Source organism: Curtobacterium sp. MCPF17_011 (assembly GCF_003234145.1).
Classification (GTDB): Bacteria; Actinomycetota; Actinomycetes; order Actinomycetales; family Microbacteriaceae; genus Curtobacterium.
On record NZ_QKSK01000010.1, the window covers coordinates 12354 to 26583 of the forward strand.

Sequence of the window (14230 nt, forward strand, 5' to 3'; positions counted from 1 at the left end):
GTCAGCGCACCCGGTCCGGGCGCGAGGACCCGCCGCGGACGATCCGGAGCAGCACCGGCAACCGCTGTCCGAGCAGTGCGTCCAGGTCACGGACGACGTCCTCGACGCCGTCGACGACCTCCCGTGGTGGTGCTCCGCGCCGGGTGCGGACGACGATCCGGATCGCGGTGCGGCGGCCGACGCGTCGGACGTCGACCGCCAGGGACGCGACCTGCGGCAGCGGGCTGATGGCGGCGGAGAGCGCGTGTTCGACCGCCGCAGCCTCGATCCTGACCTGACCGGGCAGTGAGCCGTCGGGCCCGTCGTCCTGCAGGACCGTGCCGGTGCGACCACCCCCGATCGCGCTGAGCACGAGCAGCGCCAGGACGCCGAGGACGACGGCCCCGCCGAGCGCCCACCACCACGCGGACGAGTCGGCAGCGCCGGACCGGACGCCGCCGAGCGTCCGGTCCGCGGCCGTGTGCCAGAGGTCCGCCGCCGCGGGCAGCGTCTGCACCAGGACGACGGCGACCCCGAGCGCCAGGAACGCCAGGCCGACCAGGACCAGGACGACCCGGTTCAGTGCGCGGTTCGTGCCGTTCATCCGTCGATCCGACCGGTGGAGCGCACGCGGACGTGTGCGGTGAGCGGGGGGACGGCGTCGACGGCGGCGAGTTCGCGTTCCACGGCCTCGGAGGCGGCGAGCGCGGCGACGTCCACCCCGGAGGCCGGCAGCAGCACGACGTCGAGCGTCCGGCGACCGACGGAGCCGACGGCGGCGTCCGGCGCGAGACGGGTCGCAGCGCGGGCTGCGCGGGCTGCGGCGGAGGCCAGGACCTCGTCGTCGACGACCACGCCGAGTCGGGCCGAGCGGACGGCGTGCCGGGGTCGTCGGGACGGCAGGAGCCCGTGCAGCAGGAACCAGAGGCCGACCAGGGCGATGACGGCACCGACGGCGATGACCACGGCGTCGACCAGGCCGGCCGGGGCCCGGACGGCGGTGTCCACGACGGTGCGCGGGTCGATGCCGGCGATGCGCTCGTCGAGCAGGACGACGACCGCGGCGGTCCCCACGGCCGCGGCGAGCACCAGGAGCAGGACCAACGCGGCGACGACGGAGGGTGTCCTCGACGCCGACGTCTCGCGCCGGATCATGCGACGCACGAAGCGGTCGTCGTCCGCGGGCGGGGTGTCCTTGACCGGCTCCGGGCTCACCGGACCCTCCGAGGCACGTCCAGGACGGCGGACGAGAAGGTCACCGAGACGCGCTCGACCTTCCGCCCCGTGATTGTCCGCAGACGCTCGGCGATGGTGGCGCGGGCGCGGTGCGCCGTGACGAGGACCGGCTCGTCGGGGACGGTGTGCGAGCCGAGCGCCGGCAGCACGAGCGGGCTGGTGACCTCGACCGCCAGCGCGCCGCGACCGTCGTCGACCACCCGGGCACGGACCTCCCGGAGGGGTGCACGGAGCGCCTCGGCGGCGACGGCCTGGGCGGTGTGCACGAGTGCCGGGGACGCGATCCGGTCGGTGCCGGGCAGCGCGGCTGCGCTCACGAGGAACTCCGGCGACCGCGGAGCACGTCGAGCAGGCGGCGGACGTCGACGTCGCCGCTGACGATGCGGCCGATCAGGCCGCCGAGCGCGATGGCGACGGCCACCACGACGAACGCCCAGAACCCGAGCGTGAGGGCGACGATCGCCAGGACCGCCCCGACGGCCATGCCGACGACAGTGGTGTTCACCGGACGCGCGTCTCGGGCGCAGTGGTGGGGGCGTCGAGCGCGGGGATGTCGACGTCGACGATCGCGATGTTGACCTCGGTGACCTGCAGTCCGACCAGGTCGGTGACGGCGTCGGTCACGGCCTGGCGGACCGCGGAGGCGACCTGCTGCATCGGCATCGGGTAGGCGACGACGAGGGTCAGGTCGACGGCGGCCTGGGTCTCGCCGACCTCGACGCGGACGCCCTGGCCGAGGTCGCTCGAGCCGATGGCGTCACGGATCGCGCCGAACGCCCGCGCGGTGTTGCCCCCCAGGGCGACCACGCCGGCGACGTCACGGGCGGCGATGCCGGCGACCTTCGCGACGACCGCGTCGTCGATGATCGTGCGGCCCTTCGCGGTGACCTGGGTGGTGGTGCTGCCGGTGGTCGTGCCGTCCACGCGGTCGGAGTCCGTCGTCGTTGCCATGAGTGCCTCCTGCGGTGCTGGTCGGATGTGGGTCCAGGCAACACCCTGCCACCGGGGCGTGTCCGCCGACGGGGCCGGGACGCCCCGGGCGGCCGGTCGGTCGCTCCCGGTAGGTTCGATCCCATGCGCGTCGCGACCTGGAACGTCAACTCCGTCCGCACCCGAGTCGGCCGGGTCGTCGACTGGCTGGTGCGGGAGGACGTCGACGTCCTCGGCATGCAGGAGATCAAGTGCAAGCCGGAGCAGTTCCCGGTCGAGGCGTTCGAGGCCGCCGGCTACACGGTCGAGGCGCACGGCCTGAACCAGTGGAACGGCGTCGCGTTCGCCAGCCGTCTGCCGATGGAGGACGTCACCCGCGACTTCCCCGGGCAGCCGGGCTTCCTCAAGGGGCAGGAGGGCCCGGACCTGCCCGTGGAGGCCCGTGCCATCGGCGTCACGGTCGAGGGCGTCCGACTGTGGAGCCTGTACGTCCCGAACGGCCGTGAGCTCGGCGACCCGCACTACACGTACAAGCTCGACTGGCTGGCGCAGCTGGCCGACCGCACCGCCGAGTGGCTGCAGGCCGAGCCCGACCTGCCCCTCGCGCTGATGGGTGACTGGAACGTGGCACCGCTCGACGAGGACGTCTGGGACATGCGTGTCTTCGAGGGCTCCACGCACGTCAGCGAGCCGGAGCGTGCGGCGTTCCGCACGTTCGAGGAGCGCGGCCTGCAGGACGTCGTCCGGCCGCTCGTGCCCACCGGGTACACGTACTGGGACTACAAGCAGCTCCGCTTCCCCCGCAACGAGGGCATGCGCATCGACTTCGTGATGGGCTCGCAGGCGTTCGCTGACGTGACGGTGGGCGCCACCATCCACCGCGACGAGCGCAAGGGCGACGCTCCGAGTGACCACGTTCCGGTGTCGGTCGACCTGGACCTCGACACCGTCCTGGACGACGACCGCCCGATGATCTTCTGACCGGCCGGGAGGCGCGTCCCGGCCCCTGCCGGCTGCCCCCGCGGCACCCCGCTCACCTCCGCCGAACGGTCACACCCTGTTGCTCAGGCCGCCCCCGACCGACACTTCATGACCCCTCGGCGGAGGCACACCGGCGCGGCACGGTCCGACGGCCCCGCCGCCCCTACGGGTGCAGCAGCGCCGCGATCCCGACCAGGACCGGCACCGACCCGACGGTCGTGAGCAGCACCACGTCCCGTGCGACCGGCACCGCGGCTCCGTACCGCTGGGCGTAGTTGAAGACGTTCTGCGCCGCCGGCAACCCGCCGAGGACGGTGAGCACGAACACGCGCTGGTCGTCGAGCCCGAAGCCGTACCGGGCGAGCAGGAACGCGACCGCCGGCATCACCAGGAGCTTCACGCCGCTCGCCAGCAGCACGTCGGCCCGGGTGGCCGCGTCCCGGAGCGGTGCCGCGCCGTGCAGGTTCATCCCGAACGAGAGCAGCACGACCGGGACCGCTGCGCCGCCGACCAGGGCGAACGGCTCGAGCACCGGGTCCGGCAGCGTGATGCCGGTGACGGAGCAGAGCAGGCCGAGCAGCGACGCGATGATGAGCGGGTTCGACACCGGCCCGAGCACCCGACGTCGCCACCCGCCACCGGAGGCCGTGGCCGCGTCGAGCACGGTCAGCGCGATCGGGGCCATCACGACGAGCTGGAGCATGATCACCGGCACCACGGCGGTCGCCTGACCGAGGACGTAGACGGCGACCGGCAACCCGATGTTGTTGGCGTTCGAGTACGAGGCGGCGAGTGCCCCGACGGTCGTGGTGGTGAGCGGCCGCCGGAGCACGAGTGCGAAGACCAGGGCGGTGCCGGCGGCGACGGACAGCGCGGTGATCGCCGACACGGCGAGCATCGGCGAGAACAGCGTCCGGACGTCGGCCGTGGCGATCGTGTGGAACAGCAGGCACGGCATGAGGACGAAGAACGCCAGCCGGCTCAGCACGAACTGCGCATGCGGTCCGAGCAGTCCGGCGCGACCGACGCCGTAACCGGTCACGATGACGGCGGCGATGATCGCGAAGCCGATCAGGACGCCACTCATCCTGCCCATCTTCGCAGGCCCGTCGGGAAATACCGGTGCGCCCACGGTTGTTCCGGCAACCATGACCACGCAGACGACGCTCTCCCGCTCCACGGACTCCAGCCAGCCCCTCGTGCCCCTGCTCGAGGAACGGTGGAGCCCGCGTTCCTACGACGAGACCGCGACGATCTCGGACGCGCAGCTCGACGCGCTCCTCGAGGCCGCTCGGTGGGCGCCGTCCGCGGGGAACACGCAGCCCCGCCGGTTCATCGTCGGTCGTCGCGGCACCCGCACCTTCGATGCGATCCACGCGACGCTGATGGGCTTCAACGGCGTCTGGGCCCACCGCGCCGGCGCACTCCTGGTCGCCATCGCCGAGCCCGTGACGGCCGACGGCGACGAGCGACGCTGGGCGGAGTACGACCTCGGCCAGTCCATCGCCGCACTCGCCGTCCAGGCACACGCCGAGGGTCTGCACCTGCACCAGATGGGCGGCTTCGAGGTCGACGCCGTCCGCGCCGCCTTCGACCTGCCGGAGCGCCTCGTCCCGGTGACGGTCACCGCGATCGGCCACGTCGCCGACGCCGCGCAGCTCGACGAGAAGGCCGCCGCGCGCGAGGTCGCCCCGCGCACCCGCATCCCCCTCGACGAGGTCGTGCTGGTCAAGGAGTAGTCGCCTGGCATGATCGAGGGCATGCCCGCACCTCGCCTCGTCGCCTTCGACCTCGACGACACGCTCGCCCCGTCGAAGTCCCCGCTCGATCCGCAGATGCTCGAGACCTTCGCCGCACTGCTCGAGGTCGTCCCCGTCGCCGTCATCAGCGGCGGGAACTTCCAGCAGTTCGAGCAGCAGCTCGTCACACCGCTGCGGAAGCGTTCCGGTCTGCGTCTCGACGACCTGCACCTCCTGCCGACGTGCGGCACCCGGTACTACGCGTGGGAACGGGACTGGGTGCTGCAGTACGCCGAGGACCTCACCGACGACGAGAAGGCCCGCGCCCTCGCCGCCGTCGAGGCGCAGGCGAAGGACGCCGGCTACTGGGAGTCCGAGACGTGGGGCGCGATCCTCGAGGACCGCGGGTCCCAGGTCACGTTCTCCGCACTCGGCCAGGCGGCTCCGGTGGACGTCAAGAAGCGCTGGGACCCGACCGGAACGAAGAAGGACGACCTCCGCCGCCGCGTGCAGGCCGAGCTCCCCGACCTCGAGGTCCGCTCCGGCGGCTCCACCAGCATCGACATCACCCGCAAGGGCATCGACAAAGCCTACGGCATGCAGCGCCTGGCCGAGCTGACCGGCATCGCGCTCGACGACATGCTCTTCGTCGGCGACCGGCTCGACCCGGAGGGCAACGACTACCCGGTCAAGGCTCTCGGCGTGCCCACGCACGCGGTCGAGGGATGGGAGGACACCGACGCGTTCCTCCGCGAGCTCATCCCGACGCTCCGGACCGCCTGACGCGCCTCCCGGCCGGGAGGCCCGTCCGAGGTCGTCGGATCGTCAGCGGATGCTGCGGACGGCCTCGACGAACGCCCGGATCGCGCGCACGTCCTTGACGCCGCGTTCGGACTCGACACCGCTCGACACGTCGACGCCGTCGGGGTCGAGGCGCTGCACGAGGCCCGCGACGTTCTCCGGTGTGAGGCCGCCGGCCAGGATCCACGCCTCGTCGACGGTGCCGGTCAGCGTCGCCGGGTCGACCAGGTGCCCGCTGCCGGGGACGGCCGCGTCGAGCAGCAGCAGGTCGTGGTCGAACGCGGTGCGCTGTTCCGCGGTCTCGGCCAGGTAGTCGGCGGCGGCCAGGGCGCGGATCGTGAAGAAGCCGGCGTCGCGGGCGCGGGCGAAGTCCGACGCGGACTCGCGGCCGTGCAGCTGCAGGGTGGTGAGCCCGACGGCCGAGGCGATGCCGACCACCTCGTCGATCGGCTGGTCACGGAACACCCCGACGGCGTCGATGCCGTCCGGCAGGCGCTCGGCGAGCTCCTTCGCGGTGTCGGCGGTGACGGTGCGGGGGCTGCCGGCGGCGAAGACGAACCCGACGGCGTCCGCCCCGGCCTCGACGGCGGCGTCGACCGTCTCCGGGGTGGAGAGGCCGCAGATCTTGATCCATCGCTGGTCGCTCATGCACCCATCCTGCCTGATCGGCCGCGGCGAGCAGCCAGTGGGGGGCGGCTCGTGCTCCCGCTCAGTGCAGCGCGCCGACGACGTAGCTGCCGACGCACGCGACCGCGACCGCGACGGCCGTGGCCGATGCGGCCAGGACGTTCCGCCGACGCCAGCGCCGGACCACGTCGAACGTGCCGCGCCGGGCGTGCCGGTGGGCGGCCCGGTGCATGCGGTGCTCCTTGCGGCGGACCTCCCGATCGGGTCCCAGCGGCACCGGACCGGTGACCTGCGTCGACCCGCCGCGCAGGGCACGGGCGACCGCGACAGCCGTGGGTCGGCGTGCCGGGTCCCGCGCGGTCATCAGGGTCAGCAGTTCCCGCCACTCGGAGGCGACGGTGTCGGGGACCTGCGGGTCGCGGCGGAGCCGAGCGAGGGCTGCCTCGATGACGGTGCCGGAGTACTCCTGCACGCCCGTCAGCGACTCGAGCAACACCAGGCCGAGCGAGTAGACGTCGGTGGCGTAGCTGATCGGCTCGCCGGCGACCTGCTCCGGCGACAGGTAGGCGGCGGTGCCGATGATCGTACCGTCGTTGGTCAGCCGGGAGCCGTCGACGAAGTGCGCGACGCCGAAGTCGGTGAGCTTGACGGTCCGGACGAACCCGGACGCACCCTCGTCGCTCAGCAGGATGTTCGCGGGCTTGACGTCGCGGTGCACGATCCCGCGGGAGTGCACGTAGGCCAGGGCATCGGCGAGCTGCGCCCCGAGGTCCGCGACCTCGTAGTTGTGCAGCGGGCCCTCGGCCAGGCGGCGCAGCAGGGTGGCGTCCGCGATGAGCTCCATCACGATGAACCGGTGCGGGCCGTCCTCGAAGTCGTGGGTGCCGGCGTCGTAGAGCGGGATGAGGCCCGGGTGCGAGAGCATGCTGAGCAGGCGGATCTCGCGCTCCTGGCGGACCCGGTCGGCCGTGGTCATGCGCTCCGGCGTCGCGAACATCTTCACGGCGACGGCACGGTAGGTGTGCTCGTCACGTGCCTCGTACACCGAGCCCATGCCGCCCGTGCCGATCAGTTTCACGAGGCGGTACCGTCCTGCCAGGACGGTGTCCGCTCGCGCGGTGTCGGTGGCCAAGCTCATGCGTTCGTCGATCCTTCGGGAGTCCGGATCCGCGTCGGTCCTCGCGGTGTGACTCCTCGGCAACGGTACGCGCGGCCCCTTCGATCCGAGGCCCGGTCACCCGAATGTGACCCGTCCTCGGGGCGCAACTGCGCAACAGGGATGGTGCCAGCGTCCTGTGGAGCGGCCCGGGTACCGTCCGGGTCCCGGAGAGCCGTCCGGACCAGGCGGGAGGCCGACATGCGCAAGGGCGACGAAGTGCACTGGAACACGTCCCAGGGCACGACGACGGGCAAGCTCGTCGAGAAGAAGACCGCGGACTTCGAGTTCGACGGGCAGACCTTCACGCCGACCGACGACGACCCGTACTGGATCATCGAGTCGGAGAAGTCCGGCAAGAAGGCGGCCCACAAGGAGTCGGCGCTCACGAAGGCGTAAGGGCCACCACTCAGAGGCGGCCAGCCGGCTACTCCGACGCGGCCGACCGCGCTGCGGACCGGCCGCGTCGGACCCGGCGGACGACGAACGCCACGATGATCACGACGACCGCCAGGTACACGGCCCGGTCGATCCACTCGGTGTACGCCTCGACGCGCTCGTACTGGGTGCCGAGGGCCGCGCCACCGAGGACCAGGATCGAGTTCCAGAGCCCGCTGCCGAGCACGGTGAACAAGCTGAAGGTGCCCAGGTGCATCCGGTCGGCGCCCGCAGGCAGTGAGATCAGGCTCCGGACGACCGGCACCAGACGCCCGAAGAACACCGCGCTCTTGCCGTGCCGGTGGAACCAGGACGCGGCCTTCCGGAAGTCGTCCTCGTCGACGAGCGGCAGCTTGCCGAACCAGCGGACGGTCCGGTCGAAGCCGATCACCGCGCCGAGCCAGTAGAGCACGAGCGCCCCGACGTACGAGCCGGCGGTCGCCAGGACCAGCACGAGCGTCAGGTCCATCCGGCCCGCGCCAGCCAGGAACCCGGCGAGGGGCAGGATCACCTCGGACGGGATCGGCGGGAACACCGTCTCGACGAAGAGCATGAGGGCGACGCCCCACTCCCCCATCGAGTCGATGACCTGCAGGACCAGGCCGGTCAGCCCGCCGATGTCGGGGTCCGGTTCACCGCCTGATCCGGAGGACGCGGTCGGGACACCGACGTGGGCGACGGTCGAGGGCACGGCAGTCGTCATCCCGTCACCCTGCCTGAGCGGGCTGACAGACTCCGGTGTGCGGCCCGCCCGCGCGACCGAACGCGCCGCCCGCGACCGCCGCGACCGCGGCGACCGCCCAGTCGGCCGCGACCGCCCCGACCACCCCCAACCGCCCGTTCCGCCGTGACCGCCCCGACCACCCCCAACCGCCCGGGCTGCCCGGTCAGGCGACGCCGGCGTGCAGCCCCACTCCGAGACCCAGCCGCTCTGCCCGCGCGGTCGCCAGGGACCGCGCCACGGCTCCCCGCGACACCGCGTCGCGCCCGAGACCGGACGGCACCACCGCGACCGCCGGGGCACCCGGGACGCCGAGGCCCGGCAGTTTCTCGAGCTCGGCGGCCAGGGCGGTGCAGAACTCCTCGCCGTCGGGCAGCACCTCGCCGCCGACGACCACGACCTCGGGGTCCACGGCCGCCACGAGCTGCGCGACCCCGGGTGCCACGTCCGCGGCGAGCGCGCGGACGGCGGCCCGCCCGTCCTCCACGCCCAGTCCGGCGCCGGACCCGCCCGGCAGGGCGTTGCCACCGGGACCACCCGTGGACGTCGGGCCAGCGCCGGGACCGCTCCGTGCCTCCAGGGCGCGCGCCGCACCCGGCCACCCGGTCGCGGCGAGTCCGCCGACCTCGCCCGCTGCGCCGTGGGCTCCCTGCGCGACCGAACCCCCGACGACCAGTGCCGCGCCGATCTGTCGTCCCATCACCAGGAGCAGGCCGTCGCGGACGCCGTGCAGCCGGCCCCAGGCGGCCTCGGCGCGGGCCGCTGCCTTGGCGTCGTTCTCGAACACGGTTACCGCGTCGGGGACCAGGGCGGCGATGCGCTCGGTGATGCCCTCGCTCTGCCACTCGGGCGCGGCGACCGTGTGCACGATCCTGCCGGTGCGGTCGATGATCGCGGGCACGCAGACGGTGACCGCGAGCAGCCGTCCGGGCGGCAGGGTGCCGACCAGGCGGTCGACGACCTCGCGGACGGCGGCCACGGCCTGTTCGATCGGCGCCAGGGTGGGGGCGAACTGCTCGGTGCGGGCGACGGGGTCGCCGTGCAGGTCGGCGAGGACGCCGACGACGGCGTGCAGGCCGAGGTCGATGCCGAGCACCAGTCCGGATCGCGCATCGATGCGGAAGCGTCGGGCTCGTCGTCCGGCGCGGTTGGGGGTGGCGACGGCCTTGAGCTCCTCGACCCACCCCTCGGCGACCAGGTCGGTCAGGGCCGCCTCGACGGTGGGCCGCGTGAGACCGACGGCGGCGACGAGTTCGGTGACCGTCCGGGAGGCCCGCCCCGGGTCCCCGACGTCGGGTCCGGCCCGGAACAACTCGGCCAGGACCGCGCGGGAGTTCATCCTGCGGAGCAGGGCCGGGGAGCTGCCGATCGTTGACATGCTCGAGTGCGTCGCCATAATCTCCACATTACGAAAGACCGTTGAGGAATGGTGGAACCGACATGCTGATCCCCCGACCGCGATACCGGAACGACTCGTCCGGCACCTTCACCATCGACGAGCGCACGCGCATCAGCGCCGAGCCCGCCACCGAGTCGACCGCACAGTACCTGCAGCAGGTGCTCCGAGCCTCCACGCGGCTGCCGCTGTCCGGCGCCGACGACCCCGACGCGCCGGTGATCGCCCTGCGGATCGCCGCGACGCCGGAGGACCTGCCCGCCGGACCGGGCGAGGACCGCGAGGAGTCGTTCCGCCTGACCGTCACGCCGGACGCCGTCACCGTCGAGGGCGGCGGCGCTGCCGGGGTGTTCTACGGCGTCCAGGCGCTGCTGCAACTGCTGCCCGCCGACGTGTACCGCCGAGGGCAGGTGCGCACCGCGGCGTGGACGCTGCCGGCGACCGTCGTCGAGGACGCTCCCGCGTTCGCCTGGCGCGGCGTCATGCTCGACGTTGCCCGGCACTTCCGCACCAAGGCCGAGGTGCTGCGCGTCATCGATCAGCTCGCCGCCCACCGGATCAACCGCATGCACTTCCACCTCACCGAGGACCAGGGCTGGCGCATCGAGATCAAGAAGTACCCGCGGCTCACCGAGGTCGGCTCCTGGCGCCGGGAGTCCCAGGTCGGCGCGCACGTCCCCGACGCCGACGGGGTGCTGCAGGTCGCCGGGTACGACGGCCGTCCGCACGGCGGCTTCTACACGCAGGACGACATCCGCGAGATCGTCGCCTACGCCGAGGACCGCTTCGTGACCGTCGTGCCCGAGATCGAGACGCCCGGGCACGTCCGCGCCGCCCTCGCCGCGTACCCGGAGCTCGGCGTCCACCCCGAACGTCGGGTCGAGGTCTGGACGGAGTGGGGCGTGGCGCACGACGTCCTCAACGCCGACGACAGCACGGTGCAGTTCTTCAAGGACGTGTTCGACGAGGTCGTCGCGCTGTTCCCGTCCGCGTACATCGGGCTCGGCGGCGACGAGTGCCCCAAGGACCAGTGGGAGGACGACCCGCGCACCCAGGAGCGCATCCGGCAGCTCAGGCTCGAGGACGAGGAGCAGCTGCAGGCCTGGATCATCGGGCAGCTCGCGGCGCACATCGAGTCGCACGGCCGCCGGGCGTTCGGGTGGGACGAGATCCTGGAGGGCGGCACGCTCTCCCCGTCCGCGACCGTGGTGTCCTGGCGGGGCATGCGCGGCGCGGTCACGGCGGCCCGTCGGGGACACGACGTCATCTCGACGCCGGACGACCAGGTGTACCTGGACTACCGGCAGAGCGACCTGCCGAACGAGCCGATCCCGGTGTCGATCGTGCTCACCGTCGACGACGTCTACGCGTTCGACCCGGTGCCGTCGTCGTTGACCGAGGCCGAGCGGGCGCACGTGATCGGCGGCCAGGCGAACATGTGGACCGAGCACGTGGACACCGTCCGACGGCTCGACTACCAGCTGTTCCCCCGCGTGGTCGCGCTGTCCGAGGCACTCTGGTCGGCGGACGTCGCCGGGCCGCGGGACGTCGCGGACTTCCGGCAGCGCCTGACCGAGCACCTGACCCGCCTCGACGCCCTCGGGGTGGAGTACCGCCACGAGTCCGGGCCGCTGCCGTGGGAGGAGCGCCCGGGCGTCCCGGGCCGCCCGCACTCCCGCGAGGAGCGCGCCGCATACATCGACGCGGTCACGGCGAACATCGCGGTGTAGTCCGGCTGCCTGCGGGGCGCGCCCACCGGTGGCGACACCCCGCTCACCTCCGCCGAGTGGTCATGAACTGTCGTTCTCGAGCCTCCAGAACGACGCTTCGTGACCACTCGGCGTCAGCGTCCGGGAGTGTCCCGCCACCCGTGTCACCACCGGCACGTGACGGACGGGAGGCCCGGTGCCAGCTGGCACCGGGCCTCCCGTCCGTCAGGTGGTGCAGCTACACCGCGACCGGCGCGCGCTGGCCGACCGTCTCGCCGGCCGAGGCCGCCTGGGCGGCGGCAGCATCCGTCGCCGCCGGCGCCCGGCGCACCCACTTCTTCAGCGCCACGAGGACCAGCGCGGAGACGACCGTCCCCGCCAGGACCGCCACGATGAACATCCCGATGCCACCGATCGCGAAGAACACGAAGATCCCACCGTGCGGCGCCCGAGACGTCACGCCGGCGGCCATCGAGATCGCTCCCGTGACGGCAGCGCCGACCATCGACGCCGGGATGACCCGCAGCGGGTCGGCGGCGGCGAACGGGATCGCACCCTCGGAGATGAACGAGGCGCCGAGCAGCCACGCGGCCTTGCCGTTCTCCCGCTCGGGCTTGGTGAAGCCGTTGCGGTACAGCACGGTCGAGGCGAGCGCCAGGGCGAGCGGCGGGACCATGCCGGCGGCCATCACAGCGGCCATGATCTCGAACGGCACGACGTTGCTGGCGGACCCGGCACCGAGCCCGGCGACGGCGAACGCGTAGGCGACCTTGTTGACCGGGCCACCGAGGTCGAAGGCCATCATCAGGCCGAGGATGATCCCGAGCAGCACCGCCGAGGCTCCGGAGAGCGAGTTGAGGAACTCGGTCAGCTGGGTCATCAGCCAGGCGATCGGCCCGCCGAGCACCAGGAGCATGAGGCCGGAGGCGATGATCGACGCGAACAGCGGGATGATCACGACCGGCATCAGCCCGCGCAGCCAGCGCCACGTCGGGATCCGTCCGATCCAGTAGGCGGCTGCACCGGCGATGAGGCCACCGACCAGGCCGCCGAGGAACCCGGCGTTCATGAAGACGGCGATGGACCCGGCGACGAAGCCCGGCGCGATGCCCGGCCGGTCGGCGATCGCGTACGCGATGTACCCGGCGAGGGCGGCCACGAGGAACCCGAGCGACACCGAGCCGATCTGGAACGCCGCAGCGCCGAGGTAGTACCCGAGGCCCTGCGCCGGCAGGTCGAGGAGCGTGGAGTGCTGCAGCGTCCACACGGCGTTGTTGACACCGTCGTCGCCGTGCGTCAGTGCGATGCCGTAGCCGGACAGCAGGAAGCCGAGCGCGATGAGGAGCCCGCCGCCCGCGACGAACGGGATCATGTACGAGACGCCGGTGAGCAGCCAGCGCTTCAGCGACTGCCCGAAGTGCTCGTCCTTCGCGGTGCTGGTACCGGCCTCGGCGGCGGAGCCGGAGACCCGTGCGGCCTTGGGGTCGTCGGCGGCGCGGAGGGCCTCGGCGATCATCGCGTCCGGCTCGTCCACGCCGCGCTTGACGGGGCCGGACACGAGCGGCTTGCCGGCGAAGCGGCTGCGGTCGCGGACGTCCACGTCGACCGCGAAGACGACGGCGTCGGCGCGGGCGATGAGGGCCGGGTCGAGCGGCTCCACCTGGGACGACCCCTGCGTCTCGACGTGCATCTCGGCGCCCGCACGCTGGGCGGCGGCGACCAGGGCGTCGGCGGCCATGTAGGTGTGCGCGATGCCGGTCGGGCACGCGGTGACCCCGACGATGACCTTGCGGCGCCCGCCGGTCTCGGAGGTGTCGCTGTCGACGACGTGCGTGTCCGCACCGGTGGTGGGACGGGCCTCCTGGCCGGCGGTGGTCGTCGCGGTTCCGGTGGACGCACCGGAGGCTCGTCCCGCGGTGCCGACGCCGGCTGCGGCGACCTCGCCGCTCACCTCGCGGTCGACCAGGTCGACGATGTCCTGCGGTGTCGTCGCGGCGCGGAGGGCGGCCGTGAAGTCGTCGCGGATCAGCGCCCGGGCGAGGGTGGAGAGGACGGTGAGGTGGTCCTTGTCGGCCCCGTCCGGCACCGCGATCATGAAGACGACGTCGGCGTCGCCGTCCGGTGCACCGAACGGCACCGTCCGCGCCAGGCGGGTGAACGCCAGCGTGGGAGCGCTGACCGAGGTCGACCGGGCGTGCGGGATGGCGATGCCGCCTGGGACGCCGGTGCCGACGCTCGCCTCGCGGGTGATCGCGTCGGCGGCGAGGGTGTCACCGGAGGCGGCTCGACCGGACGCGGCGATGCGGTCGGCGAGGACGCGGATGACTTCGGACGAGGTGGCGCCGAGGTCCTCGTCGAGGCCGACGAGGTCGACACCGATCAGGTCGGCGCCGTCGCCGGCGCCGGTGGTGTGCGCAGCGGACATGGGTTGCTCCTTCGCAGGTGGCGCGGTGCGCCGGGCTGTGCTGGTGGGACGAGTGATCAGACCGGATCGGACCGGAGGCCGAGGTCGTGGCC

The 14230-nt window shown here is 72.9% G+C and carries 16 protein-coding genes; 5 read left to right on the plus strand and 11 right to left on the minus strand.

Annotation, left to right across the window (positions count from 1 at the left end; all coding sequences use genetic code 11):
* Position 1: 1 nt before the first annotated feature.
* The 5 genes from DEJ25_RS12810 to DEJ25_RS12830 are packed head-to-tail and all read right to left on the minus strand — an operon-like array spanning position 2 to position 2166.
* Positions 2-583 (minus strand): hypothetical protein, encoded by a 582-nt coding sequence (locus DEJ25_RS12810; protein ID WP_111044911.1) that lies wholly within the window; start codon positions 581-583, stop codon positions 2-4.
* Complete coding sequence (locus tag DEJ25_RS12815) at positions 580-1194, minus strand: hypothetical protein (protein ID WP_111044912.1); 615 nt, start codon at positions 1192-1194, stop codon at positions 580-582. The genes DEJ25_RS12810 and DEJ25_RS12815 overlap by 4 nt, the downstream gene beginning before the upstream one ends.
* On the minus strand, positions 1191-1532 hold the full coding sequence (locus DEJ25_RS12820) for a hypothetical protein (protein ID WP_110903720.1): 342 nt from the start codon (positions 1530-1532) through the stop codon (positions 1191-1193). The genes DEJ25_RS12815 and DEJ25_RS12820 overlap by 4 nt, the downstream gene beginning before the upstream one ends.
* Positions 1529-1720 carry a DUF2273 domain-containing protein gene (locus DEJ25_RS12825; RefSeq protein ID WP_110903721.1) on the minus strand — a complete coding sequence of 64 codons (192 nt, stop codon included), beginning with the start codon at positions 1718-1720 and terminating at the stop codon, positions 1529-1531. The genes DEJ25_RS12820 and DEJ25_RS12825 overlap by 4 nt, the downstream gene beginning before the upstream one ends.
* Positions 1717-2166 carry an Asp23/Gls24 family envelope stress response protein gene (locus DEJ25_RS12830; protein WP_111044913.1) on the minus strand — a complete coding sequence of 150 codons (450 nt, stop codon included), beginning with the start codon at positions 2164-2166 and terminating at the stop codon, positions 1717-1719. Before DEJ25_RS12830 ends, DEJ25_RS12825 begins: the two co-directional genes overlap by 4 nt.
* 123 nt (positions 2167-2289) lie before the next feature.
* Between DEJ25_RS12830 and DEJ25_RS12835 the strand changes: the two genes are divergently transcribed.
* Positions 2290-3126: an exodeoxyribonuclease III gene (locus DEJ25_RS12835; RefSeq protein WP_110903723.1), complete on the plus strand. Its 837-nt coding sequence runs from the start codon at positions 2290-2292 to the stop codon at positions 3124-3126.
* 163 nt (positions 3127-3289) lie between these two features.
* Here the strand turns inward: DEJ25_RS12835 and DEJ25_RS12840 are convergent, their stop codons facing one another.
* Positions 3290-4213 carry an AEC family transporter gene (locus tag DEJ25_RS12840; protein ID WP_111044914.1) on the minus strand — a complete coding sequence of 308 codons (924 nt, stop codon included), beginning with the start codon at positions 4211-4213 and terminating at the stop codon, positions 3290-3292.
* 61 nt (positions 4214-4274) lie between these two features.
* Between DEJ25_RS12840 and DEJ25_RS12845 the strand changes: the two genes are divergently transcribed.
* A complete protein-coding gene (locus tag DEJ25_RS12845; RefSeq protein ID WP_110903725.1) occupies positions 4275-4865 on the plus strand; it encodes a nitroreductase family protein in 591 nt (196 codons plus the stop codon).
* 21 nt (positions 4866-4886) lie between these two features.
* A complete protein-coding gene (locus tag DEJ25_RS12850) occupies positions 4887-5648 on the plus strand; it encodes an HAD-IIB family hydrolase (protein ID WP_110903818.1) in 762 nt (253 codons plus the stop codon).
* A gap of 42 nt (positions 5649-5690) precedes the next feature.
* On the opposite strand, the gene DEJ25_RS12855 is transcribed toward DEJ25_RS12850, so the two are convergent.
* Together DEJ25_RS12855 and DEJ25_RS12860 are read right to left on the minus strand one after the other, a co-directional pair.
* Complete coding sequence (locus DEJ25_RS12855; protein ID WP_110903726.1) at positions 5691-6314, minus strand: phosphoribosylanthranilate isomerase; 624 nt, start codon at positions 6312-6314, stop codon at positions 5691-5693.
* 61 nt (positions 6315-6375) lie between these two features.
* Positions 6376-7431 carry a serine/threonine-protein kinase gene (locus DEJ25_RS12860; RefSeq protein ID WP_110903727.1) on the minus strand — a complete coding sequence of 352 codons (1056 nt, stop codon included), beginning with the start codon at positions 7429-7431 and terminating at the stop codon, positions 6376-6378.
* Between the two features lie 219 nt (positions 7432-7650).
* Here DEJ25_RS12860 and DEJ25_RS12865 point away from each other — a divergent pair, with 219 nt between their 5' ends.
* Complete coding sequence (locus DEJ25_RS12865; protein ID WP_111044915.1) at positions 7651-7848, plus strand: DUF2945 domain-containing protein; 198 nt, start codon at positions 7651-7653, stop codon at positions 7846-7848.
* A 28-nt stretch (positions 7849-7876) separates the two neighbouring features.
* Here the strand turns inward: DEJ25_RS12865 and DEJ25_RS12870 are convergent, their stop codons facing one another.
* On the minus strand, positions 7877-8590 hold the full coding sequence (locus DEJ25_RS12870) for a DedA family protein (RefSeq protein ID WP_111044916.1): 714 nt from the start codon (positions 8588-8590) through the stop codon (positions 7877-7879).
* Positions 8591-8774: 184 nt separating this feature from the next.
* Complete coding sequence (locus tag DEJ25_RS12875; protein ID WP_181427437.1) at positions 8775-9986, minus strand: ROK family protein; 1212 nt, start codon at positions 9984-9986, stop codon at positions 8775-8777.
* Positions 9987-10048: 62 nt separating this feature from the next.
* Here DEJ25_RS12875 and DEJ25_RS12880 point away from each other — a divergent pair, with 62 nt between their 5' ends.
* Entirely contained in the window at positions 10049-11734 is a 1686-nt protein-coding gene (locus tag DEJ25_RS12880) for a beta-N-acetylhexosaminidase (protein ID WP_111044918.1), read from the plus strand.
* 217 nt (positions 11735-11951) lie between these two features.
* On the opposite strand, the gene DEJ25_RS12885 is transcribed toward DEJ25_RS12880, so the two are convergent.
* On the minus strand, positions 11952-14138 hold the full coding sequence (locus DEJ25_RS12885) for a fructose-specific PTS transporter subunit EIIC (protein WP_111044919.1): 2187 nt from the start codon (positions 14136-14138) through the stop codon (positions 11952-11954).
* Between the last annotated feature and the right edge of the window lie 92 nt (positions 14139-14230).

What these genes read in the sequence shown, in the direction of transcription:
- DEJ25_RS12810 (WP_111044911.1), bottom strand. Translation starts at nt 583, where the DNA reads ATGAACGGCACGAACCGCGCACTGAACCGGGTCGTCCTGGTCCTGGTC.
- DEJ25_RS12830 (WP_111044913.1), bottom strand. Translation starts at nt 2,166, where the DNA reads ATGGCAACGACGACGGACTCCGACCGCGTGGACGGCACGACCACCGGC.
- DEJ25_RS12835 (WP_110903723.1), top strand. Translation starts at nt 2,290, where the DNA reads ATGCGCGTCGCGACCTGGAACGTCAACTCCGTCCGCACCCGAGTCGGC.
- DEJ25_RS12840 (WP_111044914.1), bottom strand. Translation starts at nt 4,213, where the DNA reads ATGAGTGGCGTCCTGATCGGCTTCGCGATCATCGCCGCCGTCATCGTG.
- DEJ25_RS12845 (WP_110903725.1), top strand. Translation starts at nt 4,275, where the DNA reads ATGACCACGCAGACGACGCTCTCCCGCTCCACGGACTCCAGCCAGCCC.
- DEJ25_RS12850 (WP_110903818.1), top strand. Translation starts at nt 4,887, where the DNA reads ATGCCCGCACCTCGCCTCGTCGCCTTCGACCTCGACGACACGCTCGCC.
- DEJ25_RS12855 (WP_110903726.1), bottom strand. Translation starts at nt 6,314, where the DNA reads ATGAGCGACCAGCGATGGATCAAGATCTGCGGCCTCTCCACCCCGGAG.
- DEJ25_RS12860 (WP_110903727.1), bottom strand. Translation starts at nt 7,431, where the DNA reads ATGAGCTTGGCCACCGACACCGCGCGAGCGGACACCGTCCTGGCAGGA.
- DEJ25_RS12865 (WP_111044915.1), top strand. Translation starts at nt 7,651, where the DNA reads ATGCGCAAGGGCGACGAAGTGCACTGGAACACGTCCCAGGGCACGACG.
- DEJ25_RS12870 (WP_111044916.1), bottom strand. Translation starts at nt 8,590, where the DNA reads ATGACGACTGCCGTGCCCTCGACCGTCGCCCACGTCGGTGTCCCGACC.
- DEJ25_RS12875 (WP_181427437.1), bottom strand. Translation starts at nt 9,986, where the DNA reads ATGTCAACGATCGGCAGCTCCCCGGCCCTGCTCCGCAGGATGAACTCC.
- DEJ25_RS12880 (WP_111044918.1), top strand. Translation starts at nt 10,049, where the DNA reads ATGCTGATCCCCCGACCGCGATACCGGAACGACTCGTCCGGCACCTTC.
- DEJ25_RS12885 (WP_111044919.1), bottom strand. Translation starts at nt 14,138, where the DNA reads ATGTCCGCTGCGCACACCACCGGCGCCGGCGACGGCGCCGACCTGATC.